This window comes from Knoellia sinensis KCTC 19936 (assembly GCF_000768705.1).
Classification (GTDB): Bacteria; Actinomycetota; Actinomycetes; order Actinomycetales; family Dermatophilaceae; genus Knoellia; species Knoellia sinensis.
This window is the reverse complement of record NZ_AVPJ01000008.1, coordinates 109459-134348: the sequence shown is the minus strand read 5'-3', so window position 1 is coordinate 134348 and position 24890 is coordinate 109459. Positions and strand designations below refer to the sequence as shown.

The 24890-nt window shown below is 67.5% G+C and carries 29 protein-coding genes; 18 read left to right on the top strand and 11 right to left on the bottom strand.

Annotation, left to right across the window (positions count from 1 at the left end; genetic code table 11):
• Positions 1-241 precede the first annotated feature (241 nt).
• Entirely contained in the window at positions 242-1159 is a 918-nt protein-coding gene (locus tag N802_RS12015; RefSeq protein WP_035916491.1) for a phenylalanine 4-monooxygenase, read from the top strand.
• A gap of 98 nt (positions 1160-1257) precedes the next feature.
• Here the strand turns inward: N802_RS12015 and N802_RS12010 are convergent, their stop codons facing one another.
• The 3 genes from N802_RS12010 to N802_RS12000 all read right to left on the bottom strand — a co-directional run bounded on the left by N802_RS12010 (position 1258) and on the right by N802_RS12000 (position 3298).
• Positions 1258-1794 carry an AMIN-like domain-containing (lipo)protein gene (locus tag N802_RS12010; RefSeq protein WP_052109876.1) on the bottom strand — a complete coding sequence of 179 codons (537 nt, stop codon included), beginning with the start codon at positions 1792-1794 and terminating at the stop codon, positions 1258-1260.
• A gap of 126 nt (positions 1795-1920) precedes the next feature.
• Complete coding sequence (locus N802_RS12005) at positions 1921-2523, bottom strand: hypothetical protein (protein WP_035916490.1); 603 nt, start codon at positions 2521-2523, stop codon at positions 1921-1923.
• 214 nt (positions 2524-2737) lie between these two features.
• Entirely contained in the window at positions 2738-3298 is a 561-nt protein-coding gene (locus N802_RS12000; protein WP_156971382.1) for a hypothetical protein, read from the bottom strand.
• Positions 3299-3466: 168 nt separating this feature from the next.
• On the opposite strand from N802_RS12000, the gene N802_RS11995 reads away from it, so the two are divergent.
• Positions 3467-3943, top strand: a complete 477-nt coding sequence (locus N802_RS11995; protein WP_084072170.1) for a mobile mystery protein A — start codon at positions 3467-3469, stop codon at positions 3941-3943.
• The gene (locus N802_RS11990) at positions 3930-4523 is read left to right on the top strand and encodes a mobile mystery protein B (RefSeq protein ID WP_035916487.1); all 594 of its coding nucleotides are present in this window, start codon (positions 3930-3932) and stop codon (positions 4521-4523) included. The genes N802_RS11995 and N802_RS11990 overlap by 14 nt, the downstream gene beginning before the upstream one ends.
• Before the next feature lie 128 nt (positions 4524-4651).
• On the opposite strand, the gene N802_RS11985 is transcribed toward N802_RS11990, so the two are convergent.
• Positions 4652-6337: a solute symporter family protein gene (locus tag N802_RS11985; RefSeq protein WP_035916484.1), complete on the bottom strand. Its 1686-nt coding sequence runs from the start codon at positions 6335-6337 to the stop codon at positions 4652-4654.
• A gap of 3 nt (positions 6338-6340) precedes the next feature.
• Positions 6341-6682 (bottom strand): DUF485 domain-containing protein, encoded by a 342-nt coding sequence (locus N802_RS11980; RefSeq protein ID WP_035916481.1) that lies wholly within the window; start codon positions 6680-6682, stop codon positions 6341-6343.
• Between the two features lie 249 nt (positions 6683-6931).
• Between N802_RS11980 and N802_RS11975 the strand changes: the two genes are divergently transcribed.
• The 7 genes from N802_RS11975 to N802_RS11945 all read left to right on the top strand — a co-directional run bounded on the left by N802_RS11975 (position 6932) and on the right by N802_RS11945 (position 11156).
• Positions 6932-7357, top strand: coding sequence for an ArsR/SmtB family transcription factor (locus N802_RS11975; RefSeq protein ID WP_052109874.1), 426 nt, complete (start codon positions 6932-6934; stop codon positions 7355-7357).
• Complete coding sequence (locus N802_RS11970) at positions 7354-8259, top strand: cation diffusion facilitator family transporter (RefSeq protein WP_035916479.1); 906 nt, start codon at positions 7354-7356, stop codon at positions 8257-8259. The genes N802_RS11975 and N802_RS11970 overlap by 4 nt, the downstream gene beginning before the upstream one ends.
• Positions 8260-8330: 71 nt before the next feature.
• Positions 8331-9113, top strand: a complete 783-nt coding sequence (locus N802_RS11965; protein WP_035916595.1) for a cation diffusion facilitator family transporter — start codon at positions 8331-8333, stop codon at positions 9111-9113.
• A complete protein-coding gene (locus N802_RS11960) occupies positions 9110-9457 on the top strand; it encodes a DUF3703 domain-containing protein (protein WP_035916477.1) in 348 nt (115 codons plus the stop codon). Before N802_RS11965 ends, N802_RS11960 begins: the two co-directional genes overlap by 4 nt.
• 97 nt (positions 9458-9554) lie before the next feature.
• A complete protein-coding gene (locus N802_RS11955) occupies positions 9555-10211 on the top strand; it encodes a DsbA family protein (protein ID WP_035916476.1) in 657 nt (218 codons plus the stop codon).
• Positions 10204-10851 (top strand): vitamin K epoxide reductase family protein, encoded by a 648-nt coding sequence (locus N802_RS11950; protein ID WP_084072169.1) that lies wholly within the window; start codon positions 10204-10206, stop codon positions 10849-10851. The genes N802_RS11955 and N802_RS11950 overlap by 8 nt, the downstream gene beginning before the upstream one ends.
• The gene (locus N802_RS11945) at positions 10851-11156 is read left to right on the top strand and encodes a thioredoxin domain-containing protein (RefSeq protein WP_035916473.1); all 306 of its coding nucleotides are present in this window, start codon (positions 10851-10853) and stop codon (positions 11154-11156) included. The genes N802_RS11950 and N802_RS11945 overlap by 1 nt, the downstream gene beginning before the upstream one ends.
• 96 nt (positions 11157-11252) lie before the next feature.
• On the opposite strand, the gene N802_RS11940 is transcribed toward N802_RS11945, so the two are convergent.
• Positions 11253-11789, bottom strand: coding sequence for a TetR/AcrR family transcriptional regulator (locus N802_RS11940; protein WP_052109873.1), 537 nt, complete (start codon positions 11787-11789; stop codon positions 11253-11255).
• A complete protein-coding gene (locus tag N802_RS11935; protein ID WP_211254398.1) occupies positions 11786-12298 on the bottom strand; it encodes an SRPBCC domain-containing protein in 513 nt (170 codons plus the stop codon). Before N802_RS11935 ends, N802_RS11940 begins: the two co-directional genes overlap by 4 nt.
• Positions 12299-12412: 114 nt before the next feature.
• Here N802_RS11935 and tdh point away from each other — a divergent pair, with 114 nt between their 5' ends.
• From tdh to N802_RS11910, 6 genes are all read left to right on the top strand, one after another.
• Positions 12413-13453 (top strand): L-threonine 3-dehydrogenase, encoded by a 1041-nt coding sequence (tdh, locus tag N802_RS11930; RefSeq protein WP_035916471.1) that lies wholly within the window; start codon positions 12413-12415, stop codon positions 13451-13453.
• A gap of 148 nt (positions 13454-13601) precedes the next feature.
• Positions 13602-14264 carry a cytidylate kinase-like family protein gene (locus tag N802_RS11925; protein WP_035916470.1) on the top strand — a complete coding sequence of 221 codons (663 nt, stop codon included), beginning with the start codon at positions 13602-13604 and terminating at the stop codon, positions 14262-14264.
• Positions 14261-15421, top strand: coding sequence for a glycoside-pentoside-hexuronide (GPH):cation symporter (locus tag N802_RS11920; RefSeq protein ID WP_052109872.1), 1161 nt, complete (start codon positions 14261-14263; stop codon positions 15419-15421). The genes N802_RS11925 and N802_RS11920 overlap by 4 nt, the downstream gene beginning before the upstream one ends.
• A 42-nt stretch (positions 15422-15463) precedes the next feature.
• Complete coding sequence (locus tag N802_RS19505) at positions 15464-15667, top strand: hypothetical protein (RefSeq protein ID WP_052109871.1); 204 nt, start codon at positions 15464-15466, stop codon at positions 15665-15667.
• Positions 15664-17808: a beta-glucosidase family protein gene (locus tag N802_RS11915; RefSeq protein ID WP_035916469.1), complete on the top strand. Its 2145-nt coding sequence runs from the start codon at positions 15664-15666 to the stop codon at positions 17806-17808. The genes N802_RS19505 and N802_RS11915 overlap by 4 nt, the downstream gene beginning before the upstream one ends.
• Positions 17809-17977: 169 nt before the next feature.
• Positions 17978-19438 carry an ATP-binding cassette domain-containing protein gene (locus tag N802_RS11910; protein WP_052109870.1) on the top strand — a complete coding sequence of 487 codons (1461 nt, stop codon included), beginning with the start codon at positions 17978-17980 and terminating at the stop codon, positions 19436-19438.
• 105 nt (positions 19439-19543) lie between these two features.
• On the opposite strand, the gene N802_RS20845 is transcribed toward N802_RS11910, so the two are convergent.
• Together N802_RS20845 and N802_RS11900 are read right to left on the bottom strand one after the other, a co-directional pair.
• Positions 19544-20503 carry a hypothetical protein gene (locus N802_RS20845; RefSeq protein WP_245613921.1) on the bottom strand — a complete coding sequence of 320 codons (960 nt, stop codon included), beginning with the start codon at positions 20501-20503 and terminating at the stop codon, positions 19544-19546.
• A gap of 270 nt (positions 20504-20773) precedes the next feature.
• Entirely contained in the window at positions 20774-21193 is a 420-nt protein-coding gene (locus tag N802_RS11900) for a DUF732 domain-containing protein (RefSeq protein WP_035916466.1), read from the bottom strand.
• Positions 21194-21361: 168 nt separating this feature from the next.
• On the opposite strand from N802_RS11900, the gene N802_RS11895 reads away from it, so the two are divergent.
• A complete protein-coding gene (locus tag N802_RS11895) occupies positions 21362-21697 on the top strand; it encodes a type II toxin-antitoxin system HicB family antitoxin (protein WP_035916465.1) in 336 nt (111 codons plus the stop codon).
• Between the two features lie 109 nt (positions 21698-21806).
• On the opposite strand, the gene merB is transcribed toward N802_RS11895, so the two are convergent.
• Complete coding sequence (merB, locus tag N802_RS11890; RefSeq protein WP_035916462.1) at positions 21807-22472, bottom strand: organomercurial lyase; 666 nt, start codon at positions 22470-22472, stop codon at positions 21807-21809.
• Between the two features lie 27 nt (positions 22473-22499).
• Positions 22500-23471, bottom strand: coding sequence for an NAD(P)-dependent alcohol dehydrogenase (locus N802_RS11885; RefSeq protein ID WP_035916460.1), 972 nt, complete (start codon positions 23469-23471; stop codon positions 22500-22502).
• An 85-nt stretch (positions 23472-23556) separates the two neighbouring features.
• Here N802_RS11885 and N802_RS11880 point away from each other — a divergent pair, with 85 nt between their 5' ends.
• Positions 23557-24753, top strand: a complete 1197-nt coding sequence (locus N802_RS11880; protein ID WP_035916458.1) for a glycine C-acetyltransferase — start codon at positions 23557-23559, stop codon at positions 24751-24753.
• The last annotated feature ends 137 nt before the right edge of the window (positions 24754-24890 follow it).

Here is a 24890-nt window from a genome sequence, read left to right as displayed (position 1 = left end):
TGTCCACAGGGGTGAGCGGACGGCATACGGGCGTCCGGAGATCTGGTCGTGATGGCGACCCGATTTGCGGACGCAAGGACGCGCCACACGTGATCGCCTGCGAAGTGGGCAAAGTGCACTGCATCGCGACCCAGCGACTGGTCCGAACGTGCACTCTGTGCCCAGCGTGTCGTGCAACGGTTCCGTTGTGCCCAGCATCGTGCTGCACTGAGGTCAACGACGACCTACAAGGAAGTGGGCCATGTTCGAAGAAGGCCAGTTGTACTCGCCGGTGACCCAACACGACGACGGATCCGTCGAGGTTCACCTGAGCGACAACCACCCCGGGCGCAACGACGCCCACTACCTCGCCCGCCGGGGCGAGATCGCCGGAGCAGCTCTCGCGTGGACACGCGGCGAGCCGATCCCGGTCATCGACTACACCGATGCCGAGCACGAGATCTGGCGGACCGTGAGCCACGAGCTCGCGCCGAAGCACGAGAAGTACGCGCACAGTGAGTACGTCGTGGCGAAGCATGCGCTGGGCCTCCCGACCGAGCACGTGCCGCAACTGCACGAAGTCACGGAGCGACTCGAGCCGATCACCGGCTGGACCTACATCGCTGCGCCGGGGCTCGTCCCGCTGCGCGACTTCTACGGCGACCTGGGCGCGAAGACGTTCAACTCGACGCAATACCTCCGCCACGGCAGCGAGCCCCTCTACACCCCCGAGCCGGACATCATCCACGAGGTCATCGGGCACGGAAACCAGCTCGCCTCACCGCGATTCGCGCGAATCACCGAGGCTGCGGGCAAGGCGTCCCTGCGAGTCGAGACCGACGAGGCGATGAAGTTCATCGCCGACGTGTTCTGGTTCTCGATGGAGTTCGGCGTGATGCGCGAGCACGGCGAGGTCAAGGCCTACGGCGCCGGCATCCTGTCGAGCACGGGCGAGATGGACGAGTTCGGGCACATGGAGCACCGCGCGCTCGACCTCGCGGACATGGGCACGCTGAACTACGACATCACGCACTACCAGCCGATCCTGTTCTGCGCCGAGAGCGTCGACGAGCTCGAGGACGTCGTGGGCACGTTCTTCGACGAGGTCGACGACGACCTCGCGGCCAAGCTCAGGGCGGAAGCCGTCGAGCGCGGACTCGTCGAGGCCCCCACCGCCTGACACACAGCAGTCGAGAGTAGGCAAAGTCCCGCCTGGCCCCTGCTGAGGCGGGACTTTGCCTACTCTCGACGGGTTGTTGCTCGACTGATCGAGTCAGGTCACCAGCGGTGGGCGACGTCGATGACGAGGCGGCTCGTGCCGGTAGCCCTGTCGTTGATCGTGAAGACCCGGAACGGCAGACGCGCCCGCACCCCGAGCCCGACGGTCGACTGACCCTCGAACGAGCCGGCCCACTTCACCTGGCGGAATGTCCTGAAGCCGCTGACGTTCGGCATGGCCGGTGGCGTCGTGTAGCGGGCAGCCCGGGTGATGACCTGGAGCTTGGCCCCGCCGGCGACCGGGACGACGTTGCCCGAGCCATCCTGCGTGACCTGCGGGACGTAGCGGACGTGGTAGCCGGTGGCCGGGCCACGCTGGTCGATCACGAGCCGGTCGAAGCAGGCGTGACGTCCTGCCCGCAGACCCCTGACGGTCGTGGCCTTCATGGTGGTCGACGACTTGGTGAGCGATCCCCAGGTGATGCCGCAGTACGGAGCGGCGGAGGCACTCGACGCGCCGACGGCGGCGGGTGCGGTGGAAGCGACGAGACCCAAGGCAAGGGCGGCGGCGCTGCGGCGAATGGTCCTGCGGTTCATGGTGTCCTCCTCGGTGAGTGTTGCGATACCGGGAAGACGCGTATGCCGGCCACTTCGGTTGACATCCAAGGAGACTGGGTGCCACGCCGTGACGGAGACACCACTCTGCAGCCGGCGGTGTCGGACTCAGCGAGGCCCATCGATGGGGCGCGCTGGCCAATAGGAACCGTCGAGGAGAACCCGATCACCCAAGGGCTCCTGCAAACGGACCAGCTGTGGGACCGGCATCGTTCCTTGACAGTTGTTGGCGCCGGTGGGTTCCTCGACGGTCCACGAGATGGTCACGCTGTGGTCATCCTCGATGATCCTCGGGTCTCGCAAGAAGGGCCGGGGGTCCCTGCCACTGCTGCATGAGACTTCGTGAACGCCCAGTGCGATCTGGGTCGATGACCGGTCGAGGTCATCCGGGGCACTCAGCTCAACCCACGCATCTCCGTGGGTGACGAAGGGGCGAAGTTTCGGACAGTCGCCCCAGGAGACCGCCGCCCAGCGTGCTCCTTCCTTCTCCAGATTGACGACTTGGCCGTCCTTGCCGGGGCCTTGGGCGCCCCAAGTGCCGGTTCCGATCGTCACGGCGTGCTCGGACTCCGTCAGCACGATCCATGGTGCCGTCTCGATGGCGACGCCTCTGAGTGCGGTGGGTGCGTCGACGCCGGCCCTCTTCACGAGGGACTCGAGCGATGCACTCAGTTCGTCTTCACTGAACCTGCTCTCGATCCCGCGCTCCATTGCCGAGGGCGACCATCCCGGCGACTCGCCCCCGCAACCAACCAGAGCCTGACCAGCCGACGCGCCCGAGGCCGAAGCAGCCCCAGGGGAGGCATCGTGGCCTCCTGCGCCGCACGCGACGACGGCCAGCATCAAGGCGACAGCGAAGGCGCTTCGGGCATGGCGGGCCAAGATCACCTACCTAGGACGTGCACAGGGCGCCCGAGGTTCCGGGTCAGCGGAGCGCAGCCCGCCACGCCGCCGCCGTTTCTGGGTCGTAGTAGCGAGTGAAACCGCAGGCCCACGCAATGGGTGCGTCCAGCGGGGACCCATCCCATCTCGGTTCACCGCTGACGAGCAGTCGTGTGCCGACCCCGTAGGCGTCCTCCGGGATCTCGCCGTAGGCGACTGTGTTGGCAACGGGCAAGTCCACTGTGACGGTGTCCGCCCGGCCTCCGGAGAACCATTCCTGGACCTTGAATGTCACGCCCGGATAGTTCAGATCCAAGTCGCCTCGATCGGAGACCGAGGGGCCGATCTCCACCACGACTCCATCGAAGGCGAACGCCCGCCCGCTGAGAGCCGCGGGTGAGTAGCCCTCGACACAGGAGGCCATGCCGTCGTCGGGGAGAGGCCCGGAGCGACTCGCCGTGGGGTTCTGTGGGTTTCCCCCAGCGACGCTTGCCTGGCTCTGCAGAGGCGCGGACTCCGAACTGCTGCCGTTCGCCCCTGACGCGCACGCCCCGAGGGTCATGGCGAACCACAGGCAAGTGCCCGCAGAGACCAGTCGACGCATTGCTGACCTCCCTCACACGTTGATCTCAGTATGGCCCCGCCGGAGCGCACGGGTTCCTCCGCAAAGGCATGCGTACGAACGTATGGATCTCGCCGGATGTCATGTAGTCTAATGCATGAACAGAGCACCAAGGCATACGTTTAGACGTATCCCCAGTGGAGGTGAAGGGTGGTTGATCGTCGCCGAACCCAGACACGTGCGCGAGCGTCCCTCGAGGGCCGCTTCGAGGCGTGGCGCCAACTTCCTGCACAAGGGGCGCGACCCCATGGCGGGTGGATTCGCGCGATCCGAGAAGCGCTTGGCATGACTGCCGAGGAGCTGGCAGAGCGAATGGGGGTGTCGCAGCCCAGCGTCACGCGCTTGGAGAGGTCCGAGCGTGACAGCGTCGCCCGCCTCGACACGTTGATTCGCGCCGCAGACGCCCTCGAGTGCGACGTTGTGTACGCACTCGTCCCCCGTCGTCCGCTGGAAGAGATGGTCACTGACCAAGCCCGACGTCGCGCACGCGAACGCGTCGAGCAGGTGGCGCACACCATGGCACTCGAAGATCAGGCCGTCGCGGACAGCGAGCTTGCGAAGCAGCTCGCGACTCTGACCGACTTCTATCGGACGCAACCCGGCCTCTGGCGCCATGGATTGGGATGACCAGGCTGAGGGTGCGACACCGTTGCCCCGCGAAGAGCGAGACAAGCTCAAGCAGTCATGGATCGTCACGATGGGGGACCTCAACGAGGCCGAGGCTGAGAACATTCTCGTTGCGGCGACCAAGTGGTACGGCCGCCGCAACAGCTTGGACTCCCTGCTGGATGACAAAGCTGTGCGTGATTTGCACCGAGACATGCTTGGGGATGTGTGGACATGGGCAGGCACCTACCGGTCACGCACGCTCAACATCGGCGTGGACGCAGCCGCGGTTCCGGTGGCCGTCCGGGATCTTGTCGACGACGCAAGATTCTGGTTCGCCGCGGACTCCGTCCTGACCATCGACGCGGCGGCCGTGCGGTTTCATCACCAGCTCGTCGCGATCCACCCCTTCGCGAACGGGAACGGCCGCCACGCCAGGTTGCTCACCGACCTGCTCCTGCGGGTCGTGGGCGCGCCACCGTTCACATGGGGCAGTCGGGATCTCGCCGCAGTCAGTGAGGTGCGCAAGGCGTACATCGCGGCGCTTCGCCAAGCCGATCGCGGCGAGTACGCCGCGTTGGTGGAGTTCGCGCGCAGCTAGGCCTCGGACTGCGGCAGGGCCTGCGCGCCGCAACTGAAGGTGGGCGGACGGCATACGCGAAACGTCGTGTGCCCCAACGCTCCCGGGAAGGGAACGCTGGGGCACACGAGGCGAGAGAACGCCAGGGATCAGTGATCCAGGGCCTTCGCCACACCGTGACCGGTGAGCGAACGCACCTCCATCTCGGCGTACTTCTGCGCGTTGTACTCGGAACTCGTCACCGTGCCGAGCCAGCCGAGGAAGAATGCCAGCGGGATTGTGACGAGGCCCGGGTTGTCGAGCGGGAACCACGAGAAGTCGATGTCCGGGTTGGTGATCATCGACGGCGACGGACCGCCCTCGACCAAGGGCGCCTTGCCGGACACCACAGGGCTGAAGATGATCAGGCCGATCGTCGAGATGAGACCGCCATAGATCGACCAGAGTGCGCCGCGGGTGTTGAAGCGCTTCCAGAACAGCGAGTAGAGGATCGTCGGCAGGTTCGCCGACGCCGCCACCGCGAACGCGAGCGCCACGAGGAAGGCGATGTTCTGGCTCTTGGCGAACATGCCACCGAGGATCGCGACGGCACCGATCACGAGGGCAGCGATGCGGGCGACCTTGACCTCCTGGTCGGACGTCGACTCGCCCTTCTTGATGACCTCCTTGTAGATGTCGTGTGCGAACGTCGCCGACGCCGTGATCGTCAGGCCGGCGACCACCGCGAGGATCGTGGCGAAGGCGATGCCCGAGATGATGCCGAGGAACGTGCTGCCGCCGAGCTCGAAGGCGAGCAACGGCGCGGCCGAGTTCGCCTTGCCGGGTGCGGCGTTGATCTCCTCGGCGCCGACGAGCGCACCGGCGCCGTAGCCGACGACGAGCGTCAACAGGTAGAAGCCACCGATGAGCCAGATGGCCCACTCGACCGACTTGCGCGCCTGCTTCGACGTCGGGACGGTGTAGAAGCGCTGGAGCACGTGCGGCAGACCGGCAGTTCCCAACACCAGCGCGAGCGACAGCGAGATGAAGTCGATCTTGGTCGTCATGTTGACGCCGTACTTCACACCGGGCTCAAGGAGCTTCTCACCGACGGCGGGGTTCTTGTCGATGGCGCCCTGGAAGAGGCCCGAGAGGTTGAACCCGTACTTGCCGAGGACCCAGACGGTCATGATCGCGGTCGCCGCGATGAGCAGGACGGCCTTGATGATCTGCACCCAGGTGGTGCCGCGCATGCCGCCGATGAGGACGTACGTGATCATCACGATGCCGACGACGGCGATGACGATGTTCTGGGCGGCATCGCCCGAGACGCCCAGCAGCAGCGACACGAGGCCACCGGCACCGGCCATCTGCGCGAGCAGGTAGAAGAACGACACCGCGAGCACCGACACGGCGGTCGCGATGCGCACCGGGCGCTGCTTGAGGCGATAGCTCAGCACATCGGCCATGGTCAGTCGGCCGGTGTTGCGCATGAGCTCGGCGACGAGCAGGAGCGCGACGAGCCACGCGACGAGGAAGCCGATCGAATAGAGGAAGCCGTCATAGCCCTGCAGGGCGATGGCGCCGGCGATGCCGAGGAAGCTTGCGGCAGAGAGGTAGTCACCGGCGATGGCGACACCGTTCTGGCGGCCTGAGAAGCCACCGCTCGCGGTGTAGAACTCGCCGGCACTCTTCTTGCCCGAGGCGACCTTGATGATGACGACGAGCGTCACGAGGACGAAGCCGACGAAGATCGAGATGTTGAGGGCGGGGGAGCCGACGCTGGTGGTCTCAGCGGGGAGGGCGCCCGGGACAGCGCTGGGGACAACGCTCGCGAGGGAGGGAAGGAAGGCCATGGGTCAGTGCTCCTTGACGCCGTCGAGCCGCGATCCGAGCTTGTCCGCGAGCGGGTCGAGCTCGCGGTTGGCCCAGCGGGCATAGATGAACGTGATCGCGAACGTCGTCACGAACTGGCCGAGCCCGAAGAGCAGGCCGATGGTGATGTTGCCGAAGACCTTGGTGCCCATGAACCCGGGCGCGAAGATCGACAGGAGCACATAGACGAAGTACCAGACGAGGAAGAACGCCGTCATGGGGAAGACGAAGCCCCGGAACTTGCGGCGCAGTTCCTGGAACTCGTCGGTGGCTTGCATGGCGACGTAGGGATCCTCGTCGCCTCGGGTGCGAGCGTCGTTGCTCACGGGTGCACCTCCAGTGGTCGGTCCCGGTCAATGCAGCCGGGTTCGGGGACCACTGTCGATCCTTGGGTATGCCGTCCGCTCCCCTCCGCGACCGCCTCTCGCCGGGCGGGTGGCGGGCTTCGTTGTGTGGCGCGGGTCACCGTTGGTCGGTGCGGTGAGCGGCGGGTGAGGCGCGACGAACGGGTGGGCGGACGGCATACGGAATGGGGGTTGTTGTGGGCTGGAGAAGCATGCCGTTAACATCTGAGCATGCGATCAGATGACACGGTCATTGGCCTGGACGGCTGCTCGGTCCACTGCGTCCACCCGGACAAGGTGCAGATGGTGATCGACGCGACGCTGCCGGCCGACGAACTGACTCGGGCCGCGAGCATGTTCAAGCTGTTGGGGGACCCGACGCGCTCGCGCCTCCTGTTCGCGCTGCTCGAGGCCGGCGAGCTGTGCGTGTGCGACCTCGCCGCCGCGACGGGGACGCTGGAGGCGACGGTGTCACAGTCGCTGCGGATGCTCCGCGCCTCGGGAGTGGTGACGGGACGCCGCGAAGGGCGGTTGGTCTTCTATCGACTCGCCGATGCGCACGTGCGCATGCTGCTCGACCTCACCCGCGAGCACATCTCCCACGAGCTCAACGGTGCCTCGGTCGCGGGGACCGCGTCGAGGCAGGTGCTCCGATGAGCGGCGGTCACAGTCACGGTGGCGGCCACGCCGGGGGAGCCCATCGTTGGAGGCTGCAGGTCGCATTCGGACTGGTCGCCGTCTACTTCGTTGTCGAACTGGTCGCCGGACTGATGTCCGGGTCGCTGGCGCTGCTCTCTGACGCGGGGCACATGGCCGCCGACGTCGTGGCACTCGGGGCGGCGCTGGTCGCCACGAGCATCGCGTCACGTCCGGACACGACCGGGCGTCGCACGTTCGGTTCGTATCGGGCGGAGGTGTTCGCGTCCGGGCTGGCCGTGTTGCTCATGATCGGGGTCTCGATCTACATCGTCGTGGAGGCGATCGGGCGGATGGGCGAGGGCGCGGAGGTCGCGTCGGGGACCATGCTTGTCGTCGGAGGCGTCGGCTTGGTCGTCAACCTCATCGCACTGTTCCTGCTGCGTGGCGGCGCGGGGGAGAGCCTCAACGTCAAGGGCGCCTATCTCGAAGTCGCCGCAGACACGCTCGGGTCGGTGGGCGTCATCGTCGCCGGTGTCATGGTCGCTCAGACCGGGAACGCGTTGTGGGACACCGGAATTGCGCTGGCCATCGCACTCTTTGTCGCTGTACGGGCCGTCTTCCTGGGTCGTGAGGTGCTCGCCGTGTTGGGTCAGCACGCACCCAGCGGTGTCGTCCCCGATGAGGTCGAGGGGGCACTGGCTTCGGTCCCGGGCGTCAGTGATGTCCACGACCTGCACGTGTGGACGCTGACCTCGGGGATGAATGTCGCCACCGCGCACCTCATGACCGAGGAGTCGGCGGACGCGCATGCCGTCCTCGACGCGGCCCGAGATGTCATGCGATCGCGCTTCGGCGTCGAGCACGCCACCCTCCAGGTCGAACCCAATACCCACACCGGATGCAAGGAGGTCACCTGGTGACCGCTGAAACCGCGCCGACCAGGCCGACCACATGGGCCACGCTCGTCAGTCCCGAGCGCCGGGCCACGCTGATGCGGCGGGCGCAGCTTCTGGCCGCAGCCTCCGTGGCCTACAACACCGTCGAGGCCGTCGTCGCGATCACCGCTGGCAACATCGCGGGTTCGTCCGCCCTCGTGGGGTTTGGACTCGACTCGATCGTCGAGGTGTCCTCAGGTCTGATCATCCTGTGGCAGTTCCGCCACCGACTGCCGGAGAGCCGGGAGCGCACGGCGCAACGCCTCATCGCGATCTCCTTCTTTGCCCTGGCCGCCTATCTCACCGTGGAGGCCGGTCACGCCCTCCTCACGGGCGCCCAGCCGGACGGAAGCCCCGTGGGCATCGGACTGGCCCTCGCCTCCTTGGCGGTCATGCCGTTCCTGAGCATGTGGCAGCGGCGCACCGGGCGCGAGTTGGGCTCCAGGTCCGTCGAAGGTGACGGGACGCAGACGCTGTTGTGCACCTACCTGTCAGCCGTGTTGCTCGTCGGCCTCGTCCTCAACGCCTGGCTCGGGTGGTCGTGGGCCGATCCGCTGGCCGCGCTCGTCATCGCTGGCGTCGCAGCCCGCGAGGGCTGGGAGAACTGGCAGGGTGACGACTGCTGCACCCCAGCCGCGCTGTCCTTCGCCCATGAGGGGCAGCCGGGTGAAGCGGGCACCGTCGCCGACGAAGCCGCTTCGTGCTCTGACGGTTGCTGCGCCCCCAGCGCCCCCAGCGCCCCCAGCGCACCCAGCGCGACCGGCTCCGACGTGCGAGCGAGCGAGCCCGTGGCGCTGACGCTTCAGAGGCCGCCCGTCCGGGACGAGGAGCGGGGATGAGCCGTGCCATGCCGTCAACGGTCCGAGAAGCCTTCGAAGCGGAGTTGAGCCAAGCCCGGGCAGCCGCAACGAGTGAGGCGCGGTGGTACGCCCTCGAGCGGGCGCACATCCTGTCGCAGCCTTGGGCATGGCCCCATACCCGCGCCCACGCAGTGATGCTGCGCGTGGCGCTGCGCGAGCGGGACCGCCGAGAAGCGGCTGGACAAGTCCTTCGACTCGTCGTCGCGGGGCCGGGGTCGGCCCTGGGCCGCTATCCCGAGGGCAACACGGGTCGCGCCACCGTGCCGCTCATGAGTCGCATGCCGGTGCCGTCAGACCTCGCAGCGCTGCTGGCCGACACGTGACCCAGAACCCAGACCTGTCCGGAACTTGGCCGCACCTCGACCCGTTCGCCTCTCTGGACGCCCTTCCACATCTCACTTTCCCACTGGAGTACAACCCGTGAAACGCAATGCCATCGCCTCCGCAGCGGTCGTCGTCGTCCTGCTGCTCGCCTTCGTGGCGGGCATCCTGAGCCAGCGTGCGCAGAGTCCCGAGTCCTCCGGCTCGGCAGCCGGTGCGTCCAGCCAGGCGCTCGTGCGCGAGGACAGCCACCGTCTGGGCGCGGCAGGGACGGGCAAGGTCACCTTCGTAGAGTTCCTCGACTTCGAGTGCGAGTCCTGCAAGATGGCCCACCCGATCGTGGAGGACCTGCGCAAGAAGTACGACGGCAAGGTCGACTTCGTCGTCCGCTACTTCCCCCTCAGCGGCCACAAGAACTCGGTCAATGCTGCCGTCGCCGTCGAGGCCGCCGCCCAGCAGGGAAAGTTCGAGGACATGTACAACAAGATGTACGAGACGCAGGAGTCCTGGGGTGAGCAGCAGGAGTCGAAGGCATCGGTGTTCCGCGGTTTCGCGCAGGAGCTGGGTCTCGACATGGCTGCCTACGACAAGGCCGTCGCGGACCCCGCAACGACTGAGCGAGTCGAGCGCGACCGCAAGGATGGTCTCGACCTCGGTGTGAACGGCACGCCCACCTTCTTCCTCAACGGCACACAGATCGAGCCCACGTCCGTTCAGGACTTCCACGACAAGATCGACGCCGAACTCAATGGCTGAGACCCGGACTGAGGCTGCAGGGAAGGTCGAGGCCACCGCCGACACCTCTCCGGCAACCTCGCTCCTGACGTCCGGCCGAGGTACGGCGTGGACGTTGACCGTGGCGGGCGCCGTCGGGTTGATCGCGGCGTTCGTCCTGCTCGTGGAGAAGATCGCCCTCATCCAGGACCCCGAGTACGTCCCCACCTGCAGCATCAACCCGGTGCTCTCGTGCGGTTCGGTCATGAACACCGACCAGGCCGCAGCCTTCGGCTTCCCGAACCCCATCCTCGGGGTGGCCGGATTCGCCGTTCTGCTGACCATCGGTGTCGTCCTGCTGACCCGGGTCTCGCTGCCGAGGTGGTTCTGGTGGGGCATTCAGGCCGGCACGACGTTCGGCGTGGTCTTCGTGCACTGGCTGGTCTTCCAGAGCCTCTATCGCATCGGCGCCCTGTGCCCCTATTGCATGGTCGTCTGGGTCGCGGCCATCACCGCATTCGTGGCGACAACTGCCCGCCTGGTCAGCACCGGCCAGCTCCCGGTCCCTGCACGTCTGCGGGGTCTCACGGCCTATGCCCCGACCCTCGTCGTGCTCTGGCTTGCGGTCATCGCCGGTCTCATCGCCGTGCGGTTCTGGGACTACTGGGTCACGGTGATCTGATGGCGCGCTCCGTCACGATTCAGTACATCGACGACTGCCCCAACGTGCCAATCGTGCGGTCCCGCCTGCACGAAGCGGCTCACGCGGCCGGCGCCGACATCTCCCTTGTCGAGGAGAAAGTGGAGACGATCGCGGACGCCGAGCAGCTCGGCTTCACGGGGTCGCCCACCGTCCTCGTCGATGGTGTCGACCCCTTTGCCCGCCCGGGTACCTCGCCAGCGGTGGCGTGCCGGGTCTACGCCACGCCGAGTGGTCTGAGCGGGGCTCCGACGGTCGATCAGCTGGTCGACGTGCTGCGGAACTGAGTCGGCCCGGCGGACATGCAGTGCCGCGCCGATCAGGTGTGGGCGAGCATGGGGCACCGGCTGGGAGGGGACTACTGCATGTCCACCGGCCGTGGTTCAGCTGAAGTGGTTGGCGAGCTCGTCCCAGGTCGCCTTGGGCGCGCTGCCGGTGGGGAACCGGCCGTCGAGCTCGAGGATCACCATGCCGTGGACAGCGGCCCAGAGAGCCTGGGCGCGATAGGGCTCGCCGGTCGCCTCGAAAAACGGGCTGCCCGACCAGTCCTCCAGCCCCGGTGGCAAGGCGTCCCGGTCCAAGGGGCCGTGGGTGGCGAGGCGATACAGCTCAGGGTTGGCGCCGGCGACTTCGCGATAGCGGCGCACGAGCGCGGCCACACTGGTCACCGGCCGCAGTGCCTCGCCGAAATCCTTGAGCCCCACGGCCACGAGCTGCGACTTGAGCGCGTCCTTGCTCGCGAAGTGCTTGTAGAGCGAGGGCGCCGCGATGCCGAGCTCGTCGGCGAGGGCGCGCATCGTGAGGGCGGCCCAGCCGTCGCGCTCGAGGAGCGTGCGAGCCGCTTCGAGGACCTCCCGGGCGCGAGGGGTGAGGAGGCGCGTGGGGTCGAACTCCTCCGGACACTCCTCGGCTCGGGTCATCGAGCGATGCTAACGCTGGCCTCGACCCGCTCCTTGAGCGCCGCGTTCATCGCGTCGAAGTCATCGCCCACGTCGAGGGCACTGCCGACGAGTGGGACGAGGACGCCCCGGAACTCCTCCGCGTGAGTGAGTCGGCTGCCTGTCGCGGTCGGCTCGATGACGAACGAGTGCTCGCCGTCCAGCAGGCGCGGGACGAAGACGCGCCCCAACCATCGGAGCTCACGGCCGGGTTCGGCGGCGAGGACGGTCGGCGTGAACGTCATGGCCTTGCCGCCCGCCGGGTGGATTCTGGCAGTGAGCTTCTGGCCGGCTTCCGGGGTGCCGCTCAATTCGCGGATGAACGGATTCCATTCCCCGTATGCCGTGAAGTCCGTGAGTGCCTCCCACACCTTCTCGGGTGGGGCGGCGATGTCGACAGTGCGCTCGAGGCGCTGCTCGCGGTGGAGGGCGATCGCCGCGATGGCGAGGAGGGCGATGGTGGCGGCGAGAGTGATGAGCATGGTCTTCATATCGGGTCTCCTGTCCTTGGTGGCTAACGTTGTTAGCCCACCGTAAGGCTAACAACGTTAGCCCGTCAAGAGGGGTGGAGTGGGCGCGGCGTCTGGGCGCGGCATGATGGGGCCGTGCGCGCACTTGTGAAGACCACCGCTGGTCCCGGCCTTGAACTCATCGACGTTCCGGAGCCCGAGTGTGGCGACTCCGACGTCAAGATCCGCGTGCTGCGAGCAGGGCTCTGCGGCACGGACCTCCACCTCGAGCAGTGGGACGACTGGGCCGCGTCGGTCGTCAACGTCCCGCAGACGATCGGGCATGAGTTCTATGGCGAGGTCGTCGAGATCGGCTCCCTCGTCGACCACATCACCGTCGGCGACCGCGTCTCCGGCGAGGGTCACCTCATCTGCGGGAACTGCCGCAACTGTCGGGCCGGGCGTCGTCACCTCTGCATCAAGACGGTTGGCGTGGGCGTCAATCGGGACGGTGCCTTCGCCGACTACGTCGTCATCCCCGCGATGAACGCGTGGGTCCAGCCGGCCGATCTCGATCCCGACCTGGGCGCGATCTTCGACCCGCTCGGCAACGCGACCCACACGACGCTGCAGTGGCCTGTCGTCGGTGAGGACGTCGTGGTCACGGGCGCCGGACCGATCGGCGTCATGGCCGTGGCGATCGCTCGTCACGCGGGTGCCCGGCGGATCGCTGTCACGGACATGAGCGACTCGCGCCTCGACCTGGCGCGGGGTGCCGGTGCCGATCTGTGCGTCAACGTGACCCAGGGTCAGGACTTGGCCTGGGCCCAGAAGGAACTCGGGATGCTCGAGGGCTTCGACATCGGGCTCGAGATGTCCGGCGCCCCGAAGGCCGTCGAGGACATGCTCGCCAACCTCAACCACGGCGCTCGCGTCGCGATGCTCGGACTGCCGAAGGACCCGTACCCCATCGACTGGGGCCGCGTCATCACGCACATGATCACGATCCGCGGGATCTATGGGCGCGAGATGTTCGAGACCTGGTACCTCATGGGATCGATGCTCGCCACCAGCCCCGAACTGCGCAAGGCGGTGCAGTCGGTCATCACGCACCGCTTCCCGGCGGAGGACTGGGCCAAGGCGTTCGAGGTCGCGCGTTCGGGCGAGTGCGGCAAGGTCGTCCTCGACTGGAGCTGACCGCACCTGCCTGTCCCGAACTCACCGAATTCCTCGGTTGGGGACGCAGGCCCTCCGTCCCGAACCGAGGAATTCGGTGAGTTGGGGACGCGGAGCGTGGGGGCACGGAGCGATGGCGGGGCCGCCAGATTCCTGATAGACCGGAGGCATGGGAGCGGCCCCCCAGCAGCGACCGATCGTCACCGTTGCAGCCCTGTTCGGCTCCGGTGGCAGCGTCGTCGGGCCCGCGGTCGCTGAGCGGCTGGGCGTCCCCTTCTTCGATCGCAGCATCGCCCAGGCCGTCGCGTCGCGAACGGGCCTGTCGGAGAAGGCCGTTGCCGAACTCGACGACGAGGCCAGTCGGCAGCCCACGTTCTGGGGCCGTCTGAGTCGTCTTTCCACGGTCACCGGCGAGGGCGGTGGCTCCTTCGAGCGGCTCGATCTTTCGGAGCGTGACGTCCGGGGCCACATCGAGGCGGTCGTGGCGGGCACCCGCAAGACAGGCGGCGTCGTCCTCGGTCGAGGCGGCATGGTCCTCCTGCAGGACGTGCCCTGGGCGCTGCACGTCCACCTCCGCGGACCCGCCGACGCGCGGGCACGACAGGGGGCGGACATCCTGGGCATCGACCCGGTCTCGGCCGAGAAGCAGCAGAAGCTCGAAGACCGGGCCCGGCGCGACTACGTCAGCAAGGTCTATGGGGTCGATGGCGAGGACCCATCGTTCTATCACCTCGTGATCGATTCGACAGCCCTCGACCTGGACCTCTGCGTCGAGCTCATCGTCGAGGCAGCCCGCGCGCGCTTGAAGGACCACGCGGGAGGCGACCGATGAGTGAACTGACTCGAGGGCAATACCTCGGGTATGCCGGCGGCGACGCAGCGAACAACCTCACCTTCTCGATGGCCTCGGCCTTCCTGCTCATCTACTACACCGACGTCGCCGGGATCAGCGCGGCCGCTGCCGGCACCCTGTTCCTCGTCGTCCGGGTCTGGGGCGGAGTCACCGACCTGTTCGCCGGCTCGCGCATCGACAAGACGTCGACGAAGTGGGGACGGTTCCGGCCCTACCTGCTCTTCGGCTCGGTGCCGCTCATGGTGCTCTTCGTCGCGCTCTTCAGCATCCCGGGCGGGATGGGCGCGACGGCGACGCTGGTCTGGGCCTACGCCAGCTATGCCCTGTTCCAGCTCGTCTACAGCTTCGTCAACATCCCCTACGGGTCGCTCGCCGCGGTGATGACCCAGGACTCGGACGAGCGCGCCAAGCTGTCGATGTCGCGGTCAGTAGCCGCGAGCCTGACGATCCTCGTCATCGCCCTCGTCGTCTCACCGCAGATCGACGGATCGGAAGACCTGCAACGGTCCCTCACGATCACGACGATGATCTTCGCCGTCGTCGGTGTCGCGCTCTATCTGTGGTGCTTCTCCACCTCGCGCGAGACCGTGCAGCGCCGCGCTGCCACCGTGACCGCCAAGGACACGGCGGAGATGCTGCGTCGCAACCGCCCCCTCCTCACCCTGTGTGCGGCGACCATCATCTTCCTCACCGGCATGTTCACCCTGCAGACCGTGGCCGTCTACTACGCCCGCGACGTCCTTGGCAGTTCCGGTTACTACATCTGGCTCACCATCGTCCAGACCGCCGGCATGCTCCTCGCGGCAGTCCTGGTCCCCAAGGCGGTCGCGTCGATCGGGAAGAAGAAGACCTACCTCATCGCCGCCGTCGTCGGAGCCGTCGCTGCCGTGGGTGTGGCCCTCGCTCCCTCCGAGACCCCCGTCCTGGGCATCGCCGCCTACGGGCTCCTCGGCATCCCGCTCGGGATGCTCAACACGCTGATCTTCGCGCTCCAGGCGGACACCGTCGACTACGGCGAGTGGAACAGCGGGGTGCGCGCCGAGGGCGCGAGCTACTCCGTCCTGTCGTTCACGCGCAAGGCGGGACAGGGCATCGGAGGTGCGGCCGCGGCATACACGATTGGCGTTGGTGGCTAGGTCTCCGGCGCGAGTACGCAGTCAGACAGCGCGATAGCAGCCGTGCGGACGGCAGCCGGGGGAATCCCCGCGATCGCCCTGATCGGTGCCGCCCTCGTCATGGTCACCTACCCACTCACCGAGCAGGTGTTCCGCCGCATCGTTGCCGAGAACGCCGAGCGCCGAGCCGGCAACGACGGCGGCGACGGCCCCGAATCGCAGGATCCAGACCGAGCACAGGACCCATCCCCAACGCAGGAGGCATGACCGTGGAAACCCAGCAGCCGTGGCAGGACGAGTCGCTCAGCCCACGGGAGCGCGCCCAGAAGCTGGTTGCGGGCATGACTCTCGAGCAGAAGATCGCCCAACTCCACGGCGCGATGGAGACCATCGACATCTATGCCGCCTCCGCGCAGGTCGCCGAGGCGGGCGAGGGCCTGGACGACCTCGCCGACCAGTTCCGGGTCGAGCGGCACGTCGCCGCCATCGACGAGCTCGGCATCCCCCGCTTCCGCATCACCAACGGCCCCGTCGGTGTCGGCATGGGTGACGGCACCCCTAGCCCGCCGGCGACCTCGCTCCCGATGACGATCGCGCTCGCGGCCGGCTTCGACGCGGACCTCGCGCGGCAGTACGGCGACATCATCGGCTCCGAGACCGCCACCCTTGGACAGCACGTCCTCGAAGGCCCCGGCGTGTGCCTCCACCGGACCACGATCGCCGGCCGCAACTTCGAGTACTTCTCCGAGGACCCCTACCTCTCCGGCGTCATGGGCGTCGAGGTCACCAAGGCGATCCAGGCACACGACATCATCGCCATGGGCAAGCACTACGTCCTCAACGACCAGGAGTACGAACGCTTCCGTGCCAACGTCGAGATCGACGAGCACGTCATGCGCGAGCTCTATCTGCTGCCGTTCGAGATGCTCGTCAAGGACGCCGACATCGCCGCGTTCATGAGCTCCTACAACCGAATTCGCGGCGTCTACGCGACCGAGTACCGCTACACGCTCCACGACATCCTGCGCGACGAGTGGGGCTTCGAGGGCTACGTGCAGTCCGACTTCTGGTCCTGCCGTTCCGCCGCCGGGTCGCTCAACGCGGGCATGGACCACGAGATGCCGGATGCGAAGTGGCTCAACGAGGACAACGTCAAGGCCGCTCTTCAGGACACGAGCCTCGAGATCCAGACCGTCGACCGGGCTCTCGTCCGCCGCTACACGCAGATGTTCCGGTTCGGCCAGTTCGAGCGCCCCTACGACCCGGGCGAGATCGATGCGAAGGGCCACGGGGCCATCTCCCGCGACATCGGGGCGCAGCTCGCGGTGCTCCTCAAGAACGACGGCAACCTCCTGCCGTTGGACCCGAACACCGGCTCGATCGTCGTCATCGGCCAGTCGGACTTCGTCGACGAGGCGTGCCTGGGTGGTGGAGGTTCGTCCAAGGTCGACCCGCTCTACACCGTGAAGCCGATGGACGGCATACGAGATGTGTTGGACGGTCTCGGATCGTCCGCCGACGTCACCAAGGTGACTGTCGCGGACGACCTCTCCAACCTCGACGAGGCGAGGGAGGCCGCGAAGGCTGCCGACGCCGTCGTGCTCATGGCTGGCCTCATCGCGACCGAGGGCGCGGACCAGAAGGACGCCAACATGCTGCGCGACCAGAACCGCATGCTCGCCGAACTGCTCGGCAACAACCCCAACACCGTCGTCGTGCTCAAGGACGGCAACCCCGTCCTCATGCCGTGGATCGACGCGGCCCCCGCCGTCCTCGAGGTCTGGAACCAGGGGAGCGAGGACGGGCACGTCGTCGCCGACCTCCTCTTCGGCGTCGTCAATCCCTCCGGCAAGGTGCCCACGACCTATCCGCGGTCGGAGAACGACACTTTGTATGCCGGCCAGCCGGAACGCTATCCCGGCACCGATGAGGGAGCTGGCTATCCGGTGATCCGCTACTCCGAGGGTTTGGAGATGGGCTATCGCTGGTTCCAGGGGCAGGGGATCGAGCCGCTGTTCGGGTTCGGGTTCGGGTTGTCGTACACGACGTTCTCCGTCGATGACGTGGTCGTGGAGGCGGCGGACGGGGTGAATGCGCCGGTGGTCGTGTCGGCGACGGTGACCAACACGGGTTCGGTGGCCGGCGCGGAGGTCGTGCAGGTCTATGTGGGTGTGCCGTCCGAGGGGCAGCCGCCGAAGCGGCTCGTGGGGTTCCAGAAGGTGTTCGTCGAGCCAGGCGAGTCGGCGACGGCGACGATCACGATCGATCCGGAGGCGACGAACCACCCGTTCTCGGTGTGGGACTACGCGTCCGGCGGGTTTGCGACCGTCGCGGGCGAGTACGCGATCCACGTGGGTACGTCCGCGGACGACACCCCGCACACGGCGACACTCGCGTCCAGCAGCTGACGCATCGGCGTGTCCGCACGACGGCGTGTGCGACGCGTCACACGTCAGGCGTCCGGTCAGTCTCGTTTTGGTGGAGACCGGCTCCGAGGCCTCCTTTCTGGACGTCGATGTCGGGGAGGAATGGCACACTGGCCCGGGCCAATGCAGGGCATGAGTGAAGGTAGGGACAGTGGAGGTTCTCGTCCAGGCGGCTGGTGTGCACCAGTACCGCGGCGTTCGGCACGTCCTCAAGGGCGTGGACCTGACCATCCATCGTGGAGAGATCGTCGGACTCATCGGGCAGAACGGGTCCGGCAAGTCCACGCTCATCCAGGTGCTCAGCGGCATCCTGCGCCCTGAACTCGGCCGGATCGACCTTGCCGGCGAGTTCTATCGTCCCGAGTCCGTCGACGCTGCGCGCGCGGCCGGCGTCAGCGTGATCGAGCAGGACTTCGAGTCGCCCGCCGGTCAGACCGTCGCCGAGGCGATGTATCGCCACACGTTCATGGCCGGCCGCCCCCACGCCGAGCTGCTGGAGCCTGCGAAGGCTGTCATGGCTCGCACCCAGTTCGAGGTCGACCTCGACGCCATCACCGACACCCTCGACCCGGCCGAGCAGGCCATCGTCGAGGTCCTGCGCGTGCTCGCCGAGGAGGCGCAGCTCGTCGTCTTCGACGAGGCGAGCTCGATGCTCCACGAGATCGACATCGTCCAGCTCCACGCCGCCGCGCGCCGCCTGCGCGACCACGGCTGCGCGGTCCTCTATGTCGCGCACCGACTCGAGGAGGTCGTCGCGATCTCCGACCGCGTCGCCGTGATGCGCCAGGGCCAGATCGTGTCCGTCGTGGATGCGCGCGAGGCGACGGTTGACGGCTTGGCGCACGCGATGCTCCAGCGCCCCATCGGTGCGGCAGCCGCCCGGGACAAGGGTCCTCTCGGCGACGTGCGACTGGCCGTCCAGGGGCTGAGCGTCGGCAAGCGCCTGAAGGACGTTGCGGTCGACCTGCGCGTGGGCGAGGTGCTCGGCGTCGTCGGACTTCGTGAGTCCGGTGCCCATGAGCTCATCGAGGCCGTTGCCGGCGTCCGCCCGTCCGCCAGCGGCTCGGTGCACCTCAACGGTGAGCAGCTCGGCAGCCTGCACGACGCGGGGGACCGCATCCGCTACCTCCCGTCCAACGCGTTGCAGGACGACGAGAAGATCTCCGACCTGCTCGCCAGTGGCGCCAAGGGTGAGACCGAGCTGGCGCGCCTGCGGCATGCGGTTGCCGTTGCGCACCACCTCGAGCTGTCCACGTCGGACATCCAGGGCCCGATGAAGAGCCTCTCCGGCGGTGATCGCCAGAAGGTCTCCGTCGCCGAGACCCTCGCCAGCGGTGCCGACGTCATTGTCCTGAACCACCCGACCCGCGGCGTCGACGTCGGCGTCAAGGACCGCGTGCACAGCCTGATCCGCGACCTCGTCGACGACGGGACGTCGGTGGTGTTCTTCGCGAGCAACGTCGAGGAGCTCCTGGCCCACAGCGACCGGGTCGCCGTCGTCCACGACGGTCAGATCGTCGCGGTGCTCGACCCCGCAGAGGTGGACGAGGACATCGTCATGGACTACGCGGCATACGGAGAGGTCACGCAGCGTCAGGCGCGCGGCGCCTGATCGCCTCCTCCCAGCTCTCGACTTTGTGCCCCATTGGGACAGGGCGTCGAGGGCCTTCGGCCCAGCGGCCCTGTCCCAATGGGGCACAAAGCCGGTGGGGCAGCCTCAGATCGAGATGGTCTTGGCGACGCTCGCGAGCCGGAAGCGGGCCAGGGCGAGGTTCGCGCCGACGCGATCCAGGACGAGGTAGATGAACAGCCCCTCCGTGGTCGGGGTGTTGAGCACGTTGATGAGGTGGTACTGGTTCGCCAGCGTGATCATGATGTCGTCGATCGCCTCGGTGGCCCCGATCTCCTTCATCGTGGCGACCTGCGCGCGGACGACGTTGGAGCTGCCCGCGGCGGCGACCCCGAGGTCGAAGCCGGGGTTCCCGCCCTGAGCCAGCGCCATCCCCGACTCGGAGTCGATGATCGCCACGCCCGTGGCACCGTCGATGTCGAGGAGCTGCTGGATGGATTCGTCGAGGGTCATGTGTCCTTCGGTCCTTTCGGGGGCTGGGGCGGGCGTGGGCGGCGTGGGCTGGGTGGGCGGTGGTGTGACCTGTGGTGCTGGGTGAGGTTCGGCCGGTGGGGCGACGGGTGCGGGTAGCGGTTCGACCTCGACCTCGGGCACCGCTGCGGCCAGGGGCTCCTCTGGCGGTGTGACCTGTGGCTCCGGTGTGGACACCGGCTCGGCGGCCGGTGTCTGGGGGACTCGAGGCTCCGACTCAGTCAGGTGCGGCTCTGGCGCCGCGTCTGGCGCGAGGTGGCGCAGGGCCGACGTGACCAGTGCCAGTGCAGCGGCCGGGTCTGACGCGAAGGGCGCCTCCGGGGTGACCACGGGCTCGGTCGTCACAACCGACGGCGGCAGGGGTGGAGGTGCCGGCAGTGAGGCGCGTGGCCGCGTGGCGTCGATGTCAGGCGTGTGGGCATCCGCAGAGGTGGGCTGCGGGTCCGCTGCGTCAGGCGCATCGGGAGCCGTGCTCTCGTCGGCCCAGGGGAGGTCGGGCCGAAGGAAGGCCGAGAAGTCATCCTTTGGTGCTGACTTGGAGCTCTTCCTGCCCCACACGCGGAATCCGTCCGCCACGTCCTGCTCCCAGCTGTCGTTCGTCGACCTTCAGACGTCCCACAGGTGGGAACGATCGTGTGTTGCCCGTGTGGGCCGCCTCATTTTCGCACAGGAGCGGGACGCCTCGCCGTGGCTGAGGTCTCGTCCCGGCAACGGCTGGGGCCCGGGACGCCGCGCAAGGTGCTCGATCGGGGCTGGGTCGGCAGGGCTCCCCAGCGATGCATCAATCGGTGAGCGTGCCTTCCAAGGGTGATGCGTCCACCAACGTCTGGCTCGCTCGGCCCTCGGCTATCCGATCGAGGCCTCGGTCCATTCGTCGGAGCGGTCCGTGCAGAAGTGGGTGATCGCGGCCGAAGCGAAGACACGGGCCTGGACGGTGTCGAGTTCCAACGTCGTCTCGGTGTCCTTGAGGATCGCAGTGGCCGATGCTTTGTTCGGTTCGGCCTCGAACGTCGTGCAGACCTTCTTGGCAGCGGTGACGATCTCCGCATCCGGAGTCTCGGCCAGGACAGGGACTGCCCTCTTGATGACGCCAGCCCAGACGTTGTCGGGCACGATGCCGCTGTTCGTTGCGGCCGGTGAGGGCGCGCTGGCCGAGGCTGTCGGGGTGGGCGTCGCCTCCGGAGGGTCGTCGGAACTGCAGGCACTCAGGCCGAGCGCGACGGCTCCGCTGATGAGCAGGGTTGCGGGCGTGCGCAATCGAGGCATGGGTTTCACCCTATCCACAGGCGCAGTCGCGGGCGACCGGATGGAACCTGAAGGGGCCGGAGGGAAATGAACCCTCCGGATGCAGCACCTCCCCTCACGGGGAGCAAAAGTTGGGGCTCGCCCCGGCTCACTCGTCTTGTGGTACCGCCAGTGGTACCATCATGGACCGTGACGAGTCCCGATATCGCCCACTACACCTACCGCGTCACCTGGTCCGTCGAGGACGAGGAGTTCGTGGCGACCTGCCTTGAGTTCCCGTCGCTGTCGTGGCTGGCAGACACCCAAGTCGCGGCACTCCAGGGCTTGGAGGCGCTCATCGCCGACACGATCGAAGACATGCGTGCCGAGGGGGAGTCCGTCCCTGACCCACTGTCCGAGCGATCGTTCTCAGGGAAGTTCAACCTTCGCGTTGGCGAGACCCTGCACCGACGACTCGCACTCGAGGCCGCGGAGGAGAACGTCTCGATCAACCAGTTGATCGTCCGGCGCCTCTCAGCGAGCTGAGGCCAACGGCTTCGGTCCGCGCGACCGGAGGGTTGATGGAGGGGCCGGAGGGAAATGAGGCCTCCGGGTGGAGCACCTCCCCTCATGGGGAGCAAAAGTTGGCCGGGGGTCAGTCGTCGAGGCCCCAGAAGGGACCGTGGAGGCCGACGCTGCGGAGGTAGTCCTTGGCCGCGCTGGGCTCGCGACGGACGTAGCCGTGGTCGAGTCGGCCCGCGTACCAGCCCTTGGCGAAGTTCCAGAGGGTCGGCAGGTCCATGACGTAGCCGCGCTCGTTGCCAGTGCGCTCGAGCCAGTCGTCGATGCAGGACTCCGAGCAAAAGAGGTTCTGGTGGCTGCACGTGTGGACGACGTCGTCCCACATGTGCGCTGACGGCACGAGGAAGTGCGCCATCTCGTCGCCGGCCGGCGGTGCTTCGGTGCCGACGTCCCAGGCGAGCGGGCGGTGGCAGTTGGGGCAGCGGGTGGCGACGAGCACCGGCGCCTGGTCGGGGATGAGGTGGGGGAGGGCGAACGAGTCCCACGCGCAGCCGCCCCACCACAGCGTGTCCTTGCCCATGACCGAGTAGCCGAGCGGGATGGTCGCGAAGGGGTGAGCCATGAGGATGGCGCCGTCGTCGTCGAGGGCGAGGTGGCGGGCGTCGGCGAGTTCGCGCATGCCTTGGGTCACCTCGGCTTCGCTGGCGCCGAGTTGCTCGGCCAACTGCGCGTCGTCCGGCGCGAGACCGGTCTCGGCGAACGAGGTGTAGATGGCCACGCGGAGGTCTTCGAGGTCCATGGCGGGTTCCTTCGGACCGAGCTGTCCTCAGTCCTGGTCAACGGTGATGACGACGTTGCCAATCTTCTCGCCCGACTCGACGTAGCGGTAGGCATCCACGATGTCTTCAAGCGGATAGGTGCGCTCGACGACCGGGCGGAACGTTCCTACCGCCAAGTGATCGCGGATCTCCTCGACGACGTGCTGGCCCTCCTCGGGGTAGGGGAAGACAACACGCCGCCGCCCGCGCGTCGCCGTCCCGATCAGCGCGAGCGGCAGGTTCTGCCAGCCGGGCCCGAGCTCGGACGAGATGTAGACGCCGCCCGGCTCGAGCAGGTGACGACACTGCCTGAACGTGCTCTTGCCGACGGCATCGATGACGACGTCGAACCGCTCGTCGAGTCGGGTGAAGTCCTCGATCGAGTAGTCGACGACGTCGGTGGCACCGAGTCCACGGACGAGGTCGAAGTGCTCGCCAGCACATACAGCGGTGACCTCAGCACCCAGCGCCCTGAGCAATTGGACTGCGGCAGAACCGATTCCACCCGTTGCGCCGTTGACGAGGACGCGCTGACCCGCCCGCACGCCGCCTCGTGTGATCGCGGACCTGGCGTAGTGCGAGCCCTCCGTCGCAGCTGCCGCGCTGATGTCGGTGACGCCCTCGGGTGTCTTCGCGATCATGCTGGCGGCGGCGGCGACGAGTTGCTCGGCGTGCGCGCCGAACGTGCCCTCGCAGTAGCCGAACACGCGCTCACCCACCGCGAACGTCGTGACGCTCGAGCCGACACCGGTGACCTCGCCGGCGTACTCCGTGCCGAGAATCGTCCGCTTCGGCGCGCTCAGGCCGGTCATGGTCCGCATGAAGAACGGGTGGGCGGCCCGGTAGGCGCAGTCGGTGCGGTTCACCGTCGTGGCCCGCACGCGCACGAGGACGTCGCCCGGCCCGGGCACCGGTGGCTCGACCTCCTCGAGGCGCACCACCTCGGGCGGGCCGTAGCGGGTGTTGACCGCAGCCCTCACCCCGCGAACGTACCGCGCGCTGGGAGGCGGGCGGACGGCATACGCTGGCTTGCGTCTGCGACGCACGAAAACGAAGAGGTATGCCGTGTACGGGTCTGTGAAGGACGAGCTTGCTTCCGCTCTGGCCGAGATCAAGGAGGCCGGGCTGTGGAAGAGCGAGCGGGAGCTGACGACGCCGCAGTCGTCGCACGTCGGGACCAGCGGTGGTGAGGCGCTGAACTTCTGCGCGAACAACTACCTGGGGTTCGCGGACCACCCGGATGTCGTGCAGGCGTCGAAGGATGCGTTGGACGAGTGGGGTTTTGGGATGGCGTCGGTGCGGTTCATCTGTGGGACGCAGACGCAGCATTCGCGGCTTGAGGAGGCGCTGTCGGAGTTCCTCTCGATGGAGGCGACGATCCTGTATTCGTCGTGCTTCGACGCGAATGGTGGGGTGTTCGAGGTGCTGTTCGGTGCCGAGGACGCGATCATCAGCGACGAGCTGAACCACGCGTCGATCATCGATGGGGTGCGGCTGTCGAAGGCTGCGCGGTATCGGTATCGCAATGCCGACATGGCGGATTTGCGGGCGCAGTTGGAGGCGGCGGTTGCTGCTGGGGCGCGTCGCAAGGTGATCGTCACCGATGGCGTGTTCTCGATGGACGGGTTCTATGCGCCGCTGGACAAGATCTGCGACCTGGCGGACGAGTTTGGTGCCCTGGTGCTGGTGGACGACTCGCACGCGGTGGGGTTCGTCGGGCCGAATGGGCGGGGTACGCCGGAGCTGTTCGGGGTGCAGGACCGCGTCGACATCGTGACGGGGACTCTCGGGAAAGCCTTGGGTGGGGCGTCCGGTGGGTATGTGTCGGCGCACCAGGAGATCGTGGATCTGCTGCGTCAGCGGTCGCGGCCGTATCTGTTCTCGAACTCGGTGGCGCCGGGTGTGGTGGCGGGGTCGTTGAAGGCGCTGGAGATGGTGGATTCGTCGTCGTCGGCTCGGGAGCAGTTGGCCGCGAACACTGCGCTGTTCCGGCGGTTGATGGAGGAGGCGGGGTTCGAGGTGCTGCCGGGGTCGCACCCGATCACGCCGGTGATGTTCCCTGGTGAGGACGGGGCGCGGCTGGCTGGAGAGATCGCGGATCGGATGCTGGCGGATGGGGTGTACGTCATCCCGTTCTCGTTCCCGGTGGTGCCGCGTGGGAAGGCCCGAATCCGGGTGCAGTTGTCTGCTGCCCACTCTGAGGAAGACGTGAAGCGCTGTGTCGACGCATTCCAGTCCGCCCGGGGCTCATCAGCGTTGTGACCCGTGCAGATCAGGCCGCCGCCCGTTGAGAACACAAGCGAATGGCAGCCATGCCGAGGGCCGGTTTGGCCACGTGAGGCCGCAGACACTTTATGACTACGTTGAGCTGGGGTGCCCGATGGCCGGTTTGGGGACGA

Bases quoted from the DNA above. Each gene is read 5' to 3' on its own strand.
- N802_RS12015 (WP_035916491.1), top strand. From the start codon at position 242: ATGTTCGAAGAAGGCCAGTTGTACTCGCCGGTGACCCAACACGACGAC.
- N802_RS12010 (WP_052109876.1), bottom strand. From the start codon at position 1,794: ATGAACCGCAGGACCATTCGCCGCAGCGCCGCCGCCCTTGCCTTGGGT.
- N802_RS12005 (WP_035916490.1), bottom strand. From the start codon at position 2,523: ATGGAGCGCGGGATCGAGAGCAGGTTCAGTGAAGACGAACTGAGTGCA.
- N802_RS12000 (WP_156971382.1), bottom strand. From the start codon at position 3,298: ATGCGTCGACTGGTCTCTGCGGGCACTTGCCTGTGGTTCGCCATGACC.
- N802_RS11990 (WP_035916487.1), top strand. From the start codon at position 3,930: ATGGATTGGGATGACCAGGCTGAGGGTGCGACACCGTTGCCCCGCGAA.
- N802_RS11985 (WP_035916484.1), bottom strand. From the start codon at position 6,337: ATGGCCTTCCTTCCCTCCCTCGCGAGCGTTGTCCCCAGCGCTGTCCCG.
- N802_RS11975 (WP_052109874.1), top strand. From the start codon at position 6,932: ATGCGATCAGATGACACGGTCATTGGCCTGGACGGCTGCTCGGTCCAC.
- N802_RS11970 (WP_035916479.1), top strand. From the start codon at position 7,354: ATGAGCGGCGGTCACAGTCACGGTGGCGGCCACGCCGGGGGAGCCCAT.
- N802_RS11965 (WP_035916595.1), top strand. From the start codon at position 8,331: ATGCGGCGGGCGCAGCTTCTGGCCGCAGCCTCCGTGGCCTACAACACC.
- N802_RS11960 (WP_035916477.1), top strand. From the start codon at position 9,110: ATGAGCCGTGCCATGCCGTCAACGGTCCGAGAAGCCTTCGAAGCGGAG.
- N802_RS11950 (WP_084072169.1), top strand. From the start codon at position 10,204: ATGGCTGAGACCCGGACTGAGGCTGCAGGGAAGGTCGAGGCCACCGCC.
- N802_RS11945 (WP_035916473.1), top strand. From the start codon at position 10,851: ATGGCGCGCTCCGTCACGATTCAGTACATCGACGACTGCCCCAACGTG.
- N802_RS11940 (WP_052109873.1), bottom strand. From the start codon at position 11,789: ATGACCCGAGCCGAGGAGTGTCCGGAGGAGTTCGACCCCACGCGCCTC.
- N802_RS11935 (WP_211254398.1), bottom strand. From the start codon at position 12,298: ATGAAGACCATGCTCATCACTCTCGCCGCCACCATCGCCCTCCTCGCC.
- N802_RS11925 (WP_035916470.1), top strand. From the start codon at position 13,602: ATGGGAGCGGCCCCCCAGCAGCGACCGATCGTCACCGTTGCAGCCCTG.
- N802_RS11920 (WP_052109872.1), top strand. From the start codon at position 14,261: ATGAGTGAACTGACTCGAGGGCAATACCTCGGGTATGCCGGCGGCGAC.
- N802_RS11915 (WP_035916469.1), top strand. From the start codon at position 15,664: ATGACCGTGGAAACCCAGCAGCCGTGGCAGGACGAGTCGCTCAGCCCA.
- N802_RS11900 (WP_035916466.1), bottom strand. From the start codon at position 21,193: ATGCCTCGATTGCGCACGCCCGCAACCCTGCTCATCAGCGGAGCCGTC.
- merB (WP_035916462.1), bottom strand. From the start codon at position 22,472: ATGGACCTCGAAGACCTCCGCGTGGCCATCTACACCTCGTTCGCCGAG.